The 13,244-nt window shown below is 53.6% G+C and carries 10 protein-coding genes; 7 read left to right on the plus strand and 3 right to left on the minus strand.

Annotation, left to right across the window (positions count from 1 at the left end; all coding sequences use genetic code 11):
* Positions 1-60 precede the first annotated feature (60 nt).
* The 3 genes from C5Y96_RS02460 to C5Y96_RS02470 form a co-directional block, all read right to left on the minus strand.
* Positions 61-3,162 carry an efflux RND transporter permease subunit gene (locus tag C5Y96_RS02460; RefSeq protein ID WP_105349963.1) on the minus strand — a complete coding sequence of 1,034 codons (3,102 nt, stop codon included), beginning with the start codon at positions 3,160-3,162 and terminating at the stop codon, positions 61-63.
* Positions 3,159-4,391 carry an efflux RND transporter periplasmic adaptor subunit gene (locus C5Y96_RS02465; RefSeq protein ID WP_158261056.1) on the minus strand — a complete coding sequence of 411 codons (1,233 nt, stop codon included), beginning with the start codon at positions 4,389-4,391 and terminating at the stop codon, positions 3,159-3,161. The genes C5Y96_RS02460 and C5Y96_RS02465 overlap by 4 nt, the downstream gene beginning before the upstream one ends.
* 677 nt (positions 4,392-5,068) lie before the next feature.
* Entirely contained in the window at positions 5,069-5,893 is an 825-nt protein-coding gene (locus C5Y96_RS02470; protein ID WP_105349965.1) for an alpha/beta hydrolase family protein, read from the minus strand.
* Positions 5,894-6,317: 424 nt separating this feature from the next.
* Between C5Y96_RS02470 and C5Y96_RS02475 the strand changes: the two genes are divergently transcribed.
* From C5Y96_RS02475 to C5Y96_RS02505, 7 genes are read left to right on the plus strand one after another with little or no spacing between them, the layout of a single operon-like run.
* Positions 6,318-7,463, plus strand: coding sequence for a CpaE family protein (locus tag C5Y96_RS02475; protein WP_105349966.1), 1,146 nt, complete (start codon positions 6,318-6,320; stop codon positions 7,461-7,463).
* Complete coding sequence (locus tag C5Y96_RS02480; RefSeq protein ID WP_105349967.1) at positions 7,444-8,715, plus strand: CpaF family protein; 1,272 nt, start codon at positions 7,444-7,446, stop codon at positions 8,713-8,715. Before C5Y96_RS02475 ends, C5Y96_RS02480 begins: the two co-directional genes overlap by 20 nt.
* Positions 8,716-8,740: 25 nt before the next feature.
* A complete protein-coding gene (locus C5Y96_RS02485; protein WP_105349968.1) occupies positions 8,741-9,700 on the plus strand; it encodes a type II secretion system F family protein in 960 nt (319 codons plus the stop codon).
* Positions 9,701-9,729: 29 nt separating this feature from the next.
* Entirely contained in the window at positions 9,730-10,707 is a 978-nt protein-coding gene (locus C5Y96_RS02490) for a type II secretion system F family protein (RefSeq protein WP_105349969.1), read from the plus strand.
* A complete protein-coding gene (locus C5Y96_RS02495; protein WP_105349970.1) occupies positions 10,704-11,117 on the plus strand; it encodes a TadE/TadG family type IV pilus assembly protein in 414 nt (137 codons plus the stop codon). The genes C5Y96_RS02490 and C5Y96_RS02495 overlap by 4 nt, the downstream gene beginning before the upstream one ends.
* On the plus strand, positions 11,114-11,566 hold the full coding sequence (locus C5Y96_RS02500; RefSeq protein ID WP_105349971.1) for a TadE/TadG family type IV pilus assembly protein: 453 nt from the start codon (positions 11,114-11,116) through the stop codon (positions 11,564-11,566). The genes C5Y96_RS02495 and C5Y96_RS02500 overlap by 4 nt, the downstream gene beginning before the upstream one ends.
* Positions 11,567-11,595: 29 nt before the next feature.
* Positions 11,596-13,086, plus strand: coding sequence for a pilus assembly protein TadG-related protein (locus C5Y96_RS02505; RefSeq protein WP_105349972.1), 1,491 nt, complete (start codon positions 11,596-11,598; stop codon positions 13,084-13,086).
* Positions 13,087-13,244 lie beyond the last annotated feature (158 nt).

The raw sequence follows: 13,244 nt of genomic DNA on the forward strand, positions 1-13,244 counted from the left end.
CTGATCAAGCTATCCAGTGAATGGCATGCGGTGGAAAGGCACAGACAGCAGGCCTGCCTCTTACGACGTCTCACCTGGCTTCTCATGAATGTTGTACATGATGGCGTACATAACAGGCGTAACGAACAGTGATAGCACAGCGGCAAACGACAGTCCGAACATAATGCATACGGCCATCGCGCCAAAGAACGGATCCTTAAGCAGCGGTATCATCCCCAAGACCGTCGTAAGAACGACCATCGAGACGGGACGCATTTTGCTGGTGCCGCCATAAATAATGGCGTCGTAGGGGGACTTGCCGTTGGCAATTTCTGTCTCGATCTTGCTTACGACCACGATCTGATTCTTAATCAGTTCACCCCCCAGCGATAACACGCCGAGAAGCGCCATGAAGCCGAATGGCTGGCCAGTCAATAACAAGCCGACCGTTACCCCGATGATCGACAGGGGCATGATCAACCAAATCAGCGCCGTAACACGAAACGAATTGAACAAACAGACGACAATGAAGCCCATCAACGCCAAAAAGTAAGGAAGTGGTTGGGCCAGGGCGGTTCGAGCTCTGGCTGAGTCTTCATATTCGCCCCCCCACTGCAAACTGTAGCCAGGAGGCAACTCAATCGCCTCGATATCGGAGCGAATTCGATTGAAAAGTTGGCTCGGCAAACCTTGCCGGGGATCTGCATGAACGGTCAACGTTGGGAAGCGATCGCGGCGATGTACAATCGGGTCCTCCCAAACGACGCCGACATCGGCGACCACCTGACTCAACGGAATCATTCGGCCTGCGACAGGGCTCCAGATTTGCATGCTGTCGATTGCCGCCACATCGCTCCGCTCGTCAATAGGGGGCCGCGAGACGATTGGCAGAAGGCGAGATTCCTGCGGGTAAACGCCAGAGCCCGCGCTTCCTGGTTCGCGGTAGAATCCAACGACACGCCCTTCCATACTGCTTTGCAGTGTTCTCGCCACATCGACGCGTGTGAGGCCATTTCGTCGAGCCTGCGATTCGAACAAGTTAGGACGCACCACCTTTTCGCGGTCGCGCCAGTCATGGCGGATACCTACCGCGTTGCCATCGTCTTCAATGACTGTCAGAGCCTGATCAGCCAACTGGCGGAGCACCTTCGGATCTGGCCCCTGGAACCGAGCTTGAATTCGCCCGCCAGCACCGGGACCGAGTAAGAATTGTTTCGCCACGGCGTTTGCGTCAGGATATTGTTGATCCAGGTGTTTCTGGACCGATGCCACGAGCGGGCCAATCTTGTCGGGATCGTCAACTTGCACCAGGAACTGCACGTACGCGCGATTCTCGGATTCGGGCGAATAGACCAACAAAAACCGCATACCACCGCTACCAACGAACGATGCGACGTGAGAGACACCGTCTTGCGACTGAAGATAGTCCTCGATCTCTTCCGCAAAGCTTTCCGTCTGGCGGATATGTGTTGCAGAAGGAAGGAACACGTCGACCATAAACTGCGGTCGAGTTGCCGGAGGAAAGAAGCTTTGATCAACCCACGTAAATCCATACAGGGAAAGGACGAACATCACGACTGAGGCAATAACGACTCCCCAGCGATTTCGCAGCGCTAAGCCCAGAAGCTTCTGATATGCCTGAAATACGGTTCCGGAATACGCTTTCGCCGGAACAGAATCGGTTGCCGAATTCTGCTGTGGCTTAAAGAACAGGTAACCCAGAAGCGGTGTTACCGTGACGGAAGAAAGCCAGCTGAGGCTCAGTGATATCAGGATCACCCAAAACAGTGAGTTGGTATATTCGCCGGTCGCATCTTCCGACCAGCCAATGGCTGCAAATGCGAGCACGCCAATGGCCGTAGCACCAAACAACGGCCATTGGTTCTGTCCAACGACGTCACGGACCACTTCCAACTTGTCTTCGCCTGCTTCAATGCGAACCTTGATACCTTCGATGATGATGATGGCATTATCGGTCAACATGCACAGAGCAATGATCAGCGCCCCTAGTGAGATCCGCTCCATGAGCAGATTCCCCTCTAAGGACATCACCATGAACGTGGCCATGATCGTCAGGAACAAGACCACCCCGATAATGATCCCCGTTTTTCGCCCCATGGTCAGCAGCAATACCACAATCACGATACTGACGGCCTTCACAAGGTTGAAAACGAAATCAGAAGTCGCCTCGCTGACCGCCTCTGGCTGGAAATTGATTTCGCCAATTTCAATTCCGATCGGCTGTTCCGATTTCAATGCGGCCAGCTTCTCGCGAACTCCTTCGCCGACGCGCACGACGTTCCCACCCTGGATGGTCGAGATGCCGATGCCGATAGCTGGCTGACCGTCGAAACGGAGAATACGGCGAGGCGGGTCGGCGTAACCTCTTTCGATATCGGCGATATCACGCAGCGTAAACTGACGCCCTGAGTCGTTCGAGCCGACAACCAGATCAAGCATTTCAGCAGGCGATTGAAAACCACCTTCCGGGTCGAGCGCCGGATGCTCCCCGCCGACTCGAATGCGGCCACCGTCTGCCGCGATGTTCTGCGCTTGAAGTAAATCGTATATCTGTTGTTCGTTGATTCCCAACCGCGCCAGTCGTTGGCGAGGAATCTGCAAGAACACTTGCTCTTGCTGTTCGCCAAACAGTTCAACCTTCTTGACGTTGTCTACCAGAAGCAGTTCGCGGCGGAGAAATTCGGCGTAGCGCCGCAGTTCCGGGTAGGTATATCCTTCGCCACTTATGGCGAGGAAAATACCGTAGACATCGCCGAAATCGTCGATCACCATCGACTGGCCTCGGACGGATGGAGGCAATTGAGACTGTGCGTCAGAGATTTTACGCCGCAGTTCGTCCCAAACTTGGGGGATGCGTCTCTTATCGAAGCGATCGCGGATGATTGCTTTCACAATTGAACGCCCTCGAACCGACTCCGATTCGACCCGTTCAAGCTGGCCTAGTTGCTGGCATGCGTTTTCGATGGGATTGGTCACCTCCATCGCAACTTCTTCCGCGCTTGCGCCAGGATAGGGCGTAATGATCAAGGCTTCCTTGATCGTGAATTCGGGATCCTCCAGACGCCCGAGCGAGTTGTAGGCACCAATCCCCCCCACGATGAGAATTACCATCGCTACAAAAACAACGCGATCATATTTGACCGAGAAAACACCTGGGTTCATGGTCGGCTTTCTCCTAGGGCATTCCCAAGATCTCGAACCTGCATTCCATCTCGCAGGAATCGAGTGCCGGCCACGACAATGCGATCTCCAGGTTCGGCTCCCTCCATGATTTCCACCCGACCGCCGGTAGCCTCGCCCAGGGTAACCTTGCGGGGGCTTACCTTGCTATCTTCACCTAGGCTCCAAATGACCTGTTCACCTGAAGAGTTTTGGGTAACGGCCTCGACCGGAACGAGAACCCGTGCGTCTAGCACGCTTGCGCGGCGATAGCGAACCGATACACTAGCGGTCATCCCTGGCAGGACTCTTATGTTTTCTGGAGCTTCCATGGCCACACGAACATTGAATGTTTGCGTGACCGGATCTGCGACCTGAGCAATCTCACGAATTCGCACTGGGAACTCAATGCCTGGAGCGGCGCTAAGAGTCGCCGTCATCTGCAGGATGTCCGCCTGAAGAATATCCGCAACCATAACGGTTTCAGGTACATCGACGGCGATGTCAATCTCTTCTGTGTCTTGGAACTGAACCACGCGATCGCCGGCCGTAATGTTTTGCCCCTGATCAACGAAACGCTGGGCAATCACGCCGTCGTAGGGAGCGAAAATAGTAGAATCAGAGAGTTGAATCTGCGCTTCAACAACACGGCTTTCCAACCCTCGAACCTGAGCTTCCATCGCCTCGATATCTTCTTCACGTCCGATAGTCCCTTTCTCAAGTGACTCTTGCGCTGAAGCGTAATCTTCTTGCGAGATCTTATAGTTCGTTTGAATCCGGTCCAGCTCCTGTTGCGAAACCGCATTGCGCTGGGAAAGTGCAATGGCACGCGTGTACTCCGTCCGAGCATTTTCCAGCCTGAGTGCCGAGGCACGAACCTGGGCTTCTCTTCGTCGGATCTCTTCGGGACGTTCCCCTGCCAATAGCGCCCTCAGCGCTGCTCTGGCCTGGTCGAGTTCACCCTTTAAGGAGGTCAGGCGAGCCTGGAATTCATCTTGTCGCAACCGGGCGATCAAATCCCCTTTGGCAACCTTATCGCCTTCTTTGATCGGCAATTCCGAAAGCAGGCCAGCAACTCGAAACGCCAGTTCTACGCGTCGGGACGCTTCAACGGTCCCAGGAAACGAGCGTTGGCGAGACTCCTCGCCTTCTACGACCAGTAGCGTTTTGACGGGGCGAATGACTTCCACCTCTGGAGCCTTTTCTGTCCCGCACCCCAAGGTAAAAGCCACCAAGACCAATCCCAATGTGATAGGGATAAAAGAACCGTCTCGCATATTCGTCAGGCCCATTTACACTTCACGCGTATTACATAAGACACCATCGGAAGCACAGATTAGTATTGTCGAAAACAATGTGCATGGCACTACCGGATGATTCCCGAAGCTTTCGATTTTCCCAAAAGAACAATCCCAGTTCGTCTCTGCACGTTCATGGGTACTCCCATGGTTATGCATAGAATTCCGTACGGCTGTCATCACTCCCCCAGAAAATTCGCCTACTTACTGGGAAGGTGTGGCAAAGTGTAGTTAATCGTTCCGATTCGACCTGGATTTGATGAAATCTAACAGAACCTGGACACCCATCGTTCCCAACAAGGAATCACGAGTTCCTCAGTTTTTCAGCCAAACGAGCTCCGGATATCTCACTTGTCGTCAGCCATCACTAGTATGATGTTGAGCTTTGCTTGAGCCATGACGAGTGACGGGAAACGGGTGCCATTAGAATAGCAAGCGTCAATGGCAGAGCGCGCAGGGCGAACCGGTCAAGCATGATGGAGTCCAGTGCTTCGGATAGCCTGATCAGAAGATAGATCGAGTGATAGCGCGGACCTGTTTTGTCCTCGCTATCTAAGGTGGCGTCAAATTATCTTGGTGATGCCGAGAATTGGTCGCTGGATCGTATTCCCTTAGTTCTGGGCTGCATGCTTCTCGATGAAGTCGGCCACTCGTTTAGGATCGGGGTGAGTAAAGTGATGTCCTTGCGACTTTTCCGTTCCCTCCTGGACTTCAATGATTTCGATATCGCCACCTAATTTGCGATAACGCTCGGCCAAAATGAAGGTGTTTTCCGTCGGTAGAACGACGACATCATTCAGCGAAACAATATGCAAGACGGGGATCTTGGCTTCGGCGATCGGGGCCAGGATGTCGATAGGGTTCTTTTGGTAGGCCAACGCTTCGGCTTCTGAGAAGTCGTACTCCTTGAGCAAACGTTGCCAGGTTCCACTGCTGCCGACTCCTTTTCCCTTGCCTCCTGGCCAGCTCTTGATGTCGCATACGGGCGTATCGGCATAAATGCACGCAACCCTATCGGGGTGCCGAGCTGCCCAGCCGTAGACGAATAAGCCACCACGGCTAACACCTTCCAGGGCAACTCGCTTGGACAGTCCCTTTGCTGTGACGAAATCGTAGAAGTTATCCCAGTGCCCCATCGCCCTGGGGCTGCCGAGCATGTCATCGGTATTGATGTAAGCGACATGGAACCCACGCTCTAATAGCAGCACGTCAGCTTCCGCATGAAAGCCAGGGAAGCGAGCTCGCCAAACCCAGGGATTTCCGGGTGCGGTCTGCTTAGGGACGACAACGTAGGCAGGCCGCTGGTCGACCTTGAAGTCGTATTTTGAGTACCCATTCCACTGCGACTCAGATCCCGGCCAATCTGCTGAGGCAACTGAGGCAAGGAGGAAAATAGCGAACAGAACAGTGGTAGTGAATAGATGCGAGCGATACACGGCAGGCTTTTCCTGGGATGTGGGGCGAGATAGTTTGGATTGCTTAATAAATGTCTATCAGATGTGATCAAATTCCGTCACACGTTAGTTCGTTATTTCGTGTAGTCACTATTGTGGCTTTTACTCCTTTGTTGGGTGCTAATAGGAGTTTAAAGGCTGGATGGTGATTTCATTTCCCGCTAGCCAGCGATTGCGAGGAACTATCCTGCATTGAGTATATATACTTACTTCGGGTAGGTCTGGGCCCCCGGCAATCCGCAAAGGTGGAACGAACTACGCTTCGCTTCGTGGAGATCGCCCAAATTTCTTTCCTCCAGTTTGACCTCACCCGCGGAATACCGCAAGTTTCGATAGTTGCTTGAGGTGGGGGCATATATCCACCGAAAGTGGGGCACAACAAACGAACCGAGGGGCGGGGCTCGCTATGAAAGCGGTCATACTCGGGCCGAGCGCGGTTGCGGAAACGCTTGCGCCGGTCGTACAGCAGCGTGGAGTAACGGTCGTCGATCGAATCGACAGCGACCTGTCTGCGATTCGCGCGTATTTCGAGCAAAACTCGACGCAGTGCGATTTGATGTTGGTCGTCGCTCGAGACGATCTTCAAGAAACGCGTAGCGTGATTTGCGGCCTGCAGATTCTCATGAGCAAGCCGATTCTCGTTTTCGGGGTGGCACGCTCTGCCAACGACGTGATTCAAATCATTCGTAGTGGAGCGGCGGACTTTATTGAAATGTCCGCCGACTTCCTGCATGACTTGGAGGACTCACTCAAACGTCTATTTGATTCGGAAGTCCTGACGAAACGGAGTGGTCAGGTGATTAGTGTCGTCTCGGCGGTGGGAGGAGCGGGGCAGACCGCCGTGGCGACAAATTTTGCTATCAACCTGGCAGCGAACAAACGCCGCAGCACCGTTTTTGTCGATCTCAACTTGACCGGTGGAGACGCCGCCGAACAACTTGGCATTACGCCGCGGCAATCGATTGCCGATTGCCCACGCTTTGCGGACGAGATCCATACGGTCACTGTTTCGACGTTGTTAGAGCAGCATGTATCGGGTCTGAAGCTCATTGCTGGCCCCAGTTACTTGGGGGATCACAGTCTTTTGCCGAGTGAGTCGGTAAAAGCCCTTATCGCGAATCTCGCTCAGCTAAATGAATTCGTTGTTCTCGATGTCGAGGATGCGTTTCATCAAGAGCAATTCGCAGCGTTGGAATGCTCTGACGTTGTCATTGTTGTGACACGGCTTGATTTTCCCAGTCTGATTCGCACGAAGCGATTGATGGAACACCTTGAAGGTCGCGATCTGAGTGGTCTGATCGTCGTTGCCAATAAATATATCAAGGGCACAAGTATCCCCGAGGCGAAGTTCGAGTCGGTCATGAAGCGTCGCTTGAGCGTCGTGATTCCACATGAACCATCCAGTGTTCTTAATGGAGTGAACATGGGAGAGCCGGCGGTACTTGAATTTCCGCGTTCCAAATTCAGTCAAGCCATCACGAAACTCACCAATACGGTGTTGTCGGCGACGCCAACTCGGGAGATGGAAGTCCATGTTTCAGCAAACGCATAACGATGCGGTAAGAGCCAGGACAGACGAGAGATCTTCTCGAAGAGATGACAAGGTCATCAAAGAGAAGTTCCATCGCTGGTTGATCGAAATGGTTGACGTTCGAGCGATGTTGCAGTTGGATGAAGCGGTCGTCCGACGCGAGCTTCGTACAGCGATCGAAAAGCTGTTTCTCTCGCATCCAGAATTAGTACGTCATGGTGAAAAGGATCGTTTGGCTCAAGAATTAATCGACGAAATGGTTGGTTTTGGGCCGCTCGAGTCTCTGCTCCGCGATAGTTCGATCACCGATATTCTGATCAACGGTCCGCAGCACGTTTACGTAGAACGTGGCGGGCAATTGGAAGAGACTTCGGTCCGGTTTTCTGACAATGAACAACTGGTTCGCATTGTCCAACGCATCGCCGGCCGGGTTGGTCGTCGAATCGATGAGTCCTCTCCTACAGTCGATGCGAGATTGCCTGATGGAAGCCGCTTTCATGCCGTGATTTCGCCAATCGCTTTGGATGGGGCATTGGTCTCAGTGCGTCGGTTTGCGTCGCACGCCATTACGGCCCAGCAGTTTGTCAGCACTGGCGGCATGTCGGAAGAAATGATGGCATTTCTTCAGGCGGCCATCCATGCCCGGTTAAACATGGTGATTGCGGGAGGAACGGGCAGCGGCAAAACGACACTACTGAACATGCTGTCCGGTTGCATCTCGCCCAGAGAGCGAATTGTCACGATTGAAGACGCTGCAGAACTTCGCTTGCAACAACCGCATGTCGCTCGAATGGAAACACGCTGTGAGAATCTAGAAGGAAAAGGGCTCGTTTCAACCCGTGAACTTGTGAGAAACGCACTGCGTATGCGCCCCGATCGAATCATCGTCGGCGAATGTCGCGGGGAGGAGGTGTTCGACATGCTGCAAGCGATGAACACAGGGCACGACGGAAGTCTGACCACCATTCACGCCAACAGCGCAGAAGACACGATCAGTCGACTCGAAATGCTTCTGGGCTTGGCTCAAGACAATCTGCCAATGTGGTACATCCGCCAGCAGATCGCGTCATCAATCGATCTTGTTGTTCACGTCAAACGACTTGCCAACGGCAAACGAAAAGTGACCCAAATTGGTCAGGTCGTCAAAGATGGGGATGCCATTCGATTGAAGCCAATGTTCGTATGTCGTTTTTCCGAAGACGGAGGTGAACCGACGTTTGAGCGTAGAGAGATCCCCTCCGATCTAGTCAGCAAAATGAACTCGCGTTGTTAACAAGGACATTTAGGGGGCAGGTCCGATGTCAGAATCTTTCATCTTGATCAACACGTTTCTCGGTGTGACTGTCGGGATCGTTGCCGTTGCCTGGCTTGTGTATGACGTGTTCTTTCGCATCAAGAACAGGGTTTCCGAACGTATCAATGACGCGATGCGTGATCGAGTTGAGCGACAGCAGGAAAACTCACCGATCATCAAAGACATGGTGCGTCCAATTAGCGGCGGGAACAAACCTCTGCTCAGACGCGTGCAGGACCGTATTCAAACGTGGCTTGATCAAGCGGCCACAGGCATGACCGTCTGGCAGTTTGCCGCGGTAAGCATCATGATCTCTTGCCTGACTGGGGGAGCATCGTGGCTTGCTTTTGGATTGGGATGGGTATTGGGAATCGGCACGTTTCTGTCACTGTTTCTGCCTGCGATTGTCGTGTACTCTCGACGCAATGCGCGAAGCGAGCAGATCTCGACTCAGTTGCCAGATGCCTTTTCTGCCATGAGCCGCGGTCTGCGTGCTGGCCAAGGCGTTCCAGCAGTCGTGCAAATGATCGCGAACGACTTCCCCAAGCCACTTTCCGAAGAGTTTAACTACTTCTACGAGCAGCAACATCTGGGCGTTCCTCCGGAAGTGGCCCTGCGTGATATGGCTCGCCGGGTGAACGTGATGGAGCTTCGAATCTTTACGATCGCATTGATAGTGCATAAACGAGCTGGGGGTAATCTGGCAGAACTATTACAGCAGTTGTCCGAGCTGGTTCGAAAACGCGTGAAGATGAAACGCCGCATCAAGTCACTGACAGGCGAAGGCCGCATGCAGGCGGCCGTTCTGATCGCCATGCCGACGATCGTCGTGATGATCATGTCTCTCATCGCTCCGCAGTACATCAGTGTGCTGCTCGAACGCCACGATATCTTGGCAGGCTGTGTGTTCTCGCAGTTGCTTGGTGCATTCTGTATCTATCGGATCGTTAACTTTTCCTACTAACCAAGGTCCGCATTTCAAGGGGCAGAAACATGTTTGAGTTGGAATGGTCGACGTGGTTGGTCGTGGCTTCGGTGTTCATTGGTGTGTCATGCCTGGTGATCGCGGCTTCGAGCGTCTTAACGACTGTGCCGGACAGGGCCCTGTCACGCGTCGATGGCCTGATTGAGGGAGGGCGGGAAAAGTCGCCGTCGAAGGCTTCGCAACTGTTAAGCCGAGTAGCTGTCAGTAGTACCGCCAAGGAATTAATGCGCCGCTTGATGCCTGATGACGAGACACGTCGCACTCGGATGATGCGGCGATTGATTCGGGCAGGCTACTACGAGCCAGCCGCGTTGGGGTACTTCATGATTGCAAAGATCATTCTCATGGTCGCACCGGTCACTGCGGCTACTCTGCTTGCATGGGCATTTCCGTGGCCTTGGCATTGGACCTTGATGGTGGGGGCGCTGTTAGGTTTCGTGGGGATGTTGGTGCCAGACATTATGCTTCGTTCGATAACACGAAATCGCCAACGCTACTTTCGCCAAGCCCTGCCTGATTTTGTTGACTTGGCGATAACGTGTGTGGAAGGGGGCATGGGGCTTTCTGAAGCGATCAGTCAAGTTCATTCCGAGATGCGGCAAACGCATGCCGTATTGGCCACCGAACTCGACTTCGTGTTGCGGGACGTTCACCTGGGGCAAACCCTGGGGCAGGGGTTTGGCCGTATGAGCGACCGCACCGGCGTCGACGAGGCTCGGGCGTTGGCATCGTTCGTGGAACAGTCGCAGAGGTTTGGTTCCGAAATGGGCTCGGCCCTGCGGGAGTTGTCCGATATGTTGCGATTTCAACGCGAACAACGCGCCGAGGAATTGGCTCAGCAGGCCTCCGTCAAGATTTTGGTGCCGACACTCCTGTTTATCTTTCCAACGATCTTTGTCGTCTTAGCGGGCCCTGCCGCACTGCAGATCCAGCAGTCTTTCCAAGAGGTTCCTCAGGAAGCCAAGCCAGCGGAGGCCAAGAAGTGAAAGCATCCCCCAACACTCGCTTCAAAGGATTGGCGGCCACCGAGATGGCGATCTGCCTGCCGCTGTTATTCGTCATGACGATGTTCTGCGTGCAACTTGCGCAGGGATATCACATTAAGTCGGTTGCCAACCAAGCGGCGTGGCGAGCAATTCGTTACGCCAGTACCACGCATTTTGATGAAGACGAAATAGAGCAGTGGAAGGCCGATGTTACTGCCAAGGCGGTGGAAGAGTTGTCTCAGCTTTCAGCCTTCGATCCAGATGGCCTCATATTGAAACTGGAAACGACAACCGAAAACGAACGCGTTGAGATTCAAATGGAAATGCATCTGACGATCGATTCACCATTGCAACTGATGCCTGGTGATTTTCATGTCCGCCGCAACCTGAGAATTCGGCAATATCGATGACCCTCTATACCCGAAAAATACGAAGTCGATGGCGTGGTGCCACAATGGTCGAAACGGCCCTGGTGCTCATGATTTTGTTTGTCACCATTTTTGGGATTTTCGAGTTTGGGATGACAGCCATTCGACAAAACATCCTCGATGAAGCGGCACATCGGCTCGCTCGGGCCGGAGCAATTCGCGGCGATGGCTCCTCGTTGGGGGAATGGGGGCCTGAGACAATCTCCTCCACTTTAGATGCCCAGGCAGACCTGCTCGCGGAAATCGGACCTGCTGCCTACATGCTGGATACACGTCGGGTAAACGTTGAAATGAGTTGGCAAGATAGTGTGGCAACAACGAATTCGGAACTGACGGTCCAGGTGACTAGTCAGCACCCGCTGCTACTCGGAGCACTGTGGGGGATGGATTCGATACTTCTATCCAGTCGAGCCGTAGAACGAGTCGAATAGTCGATTCATTGATTACGAGGGGCAAACCAATGAGACGAAATGCTGGTCAATCTACGCGACGCGGAAAGGTGCTTGTCTTTCTGGCTGTACTCCTGCCGACGCTGTTTACATTTCTGCTGTTGGTGCTTGACGGAAGCAACGTTACGGCTAGTTTTCGTGATGCTCAGCAGGTAGCAGATACTGCGGCATTGTCTGGGGCTGACGAACTCTTCTTCGGTTCGTCGACTAGTGAAGTCGAGGCAATTGCGAGTGCGTTTGCCGAGGCAAACGTCTCAACAAACAGTGCCACCATTGAAGTCAACTGCCCACCTTTGACTGGAAGCTTCGCAGGCTCGTCCAGTCATGTGGAAGTGATCTTGCGTGACGCAGTTCGTAATTCCTTCGGCTCGACTCGCCTAGGGAATGAAGAGACCACCATCAGTGCCCGATCGGTGGCAGGCCTGAAGGCAGTTACCGACGACTCGGCGATCATCGTGTTGGATGACGATCCACCACCGTTCGCCTTGTCGCCGGTACTGCCTATTGTGCCGTCGTTGCCGGCGATCTTGGGCGGTATGGAGGTTTTGGGGCTCGGGCAAGTCACCGTCGACGGCGCGGTGATCGTGAACACCAAATGGGGAGGAGTTGATGAGCATAACGAAAATGTGGGAAAGAATGCCCTTCCGCCATATGGCATTTCCTGTACGCCGATACTTGCCACGTCGAAACTCGCTGCAACCGATATTCGCACGTCAGGCGGAGTCGATCGACTGCAAAACTATTCCAAGTTTGGAAGCTCTGGATCGGAAAACTTTCTACATGCGAAACGTCGCCCTGTGCCTGATCCGTTTCGCGAGTTGCCGGTGCCAACGGTTGGGGTCGATGCTACGAATGTGAAAGCAGACTTCCATGGCGGTCGTACGATTGTTGGCATTCCGTTGATCGGGCCCCCGGTCACGATGAGGCCTGGTGTGTACGAGTGGATTACGGTACTAGCAGGTCGCGTCGAGTTTGAACCAGGTGTCTACATCATTCGCAACACCGATCCCCTTACACAGATTTCGCTGACGATGTTGGCCGGCGAGATCCAGGCGGATGGGGTTATGTTCTACATCACCGACAACGCAGGTTACTCACCCACATTAGGTACGCCAGATGCTTCTGATGGCGAGACGCGTCCCGACGCCGGCGGACTGCTGGCCGATGTCGTCGGGCTGTTGCCCTCGGCAGTGGTCAATATCGGACTGTTGGGGAGTGATATCTCGCCCATCAACGATTCAAGCAGCCCGTTTGATGGCTTTTCTTTCTACCAGCGTCGAACGGATCGTCGACCAATGGTATTCGTTCAGGAGAATCTGCTGGGCAACGGTAGCCTGGCAGGGCATATCTATTCCAAGTGGGGGCATGTCATATTGGCCGGAAAAGGGACATTCGATGCTCGCTTTGTCGTGGGCACTTTGCGAATTATCGCCTTGCTGGATATGGACATACGTCCGACCATCGACCTTCCTCCAGCATATGACGTCTACTTAGCCGAATAGTCCACCCGATTGGGCTGTTTGTGGGCGGGGGGCTGTACGCTTGTCACCGCAAAGCTTCTCGCTTTTCTTGAACATATTGGCTAGAATTCGTAGGAGATGCCGAAGGAATAGAAATACATGCCCCGGTGTCGACACCCCCTCCCAGAATTTGCCGTGAC

The sequence above is a fragment of the Blastopirellula marina genome (genome assembly GCF_002967715.1).
Classification (GTDB): Bacteria; Planctomycetota; Planctomycetia; order Pirellulales; family Pirellulaceae; genus Bremerella; species Bremerella marina_B.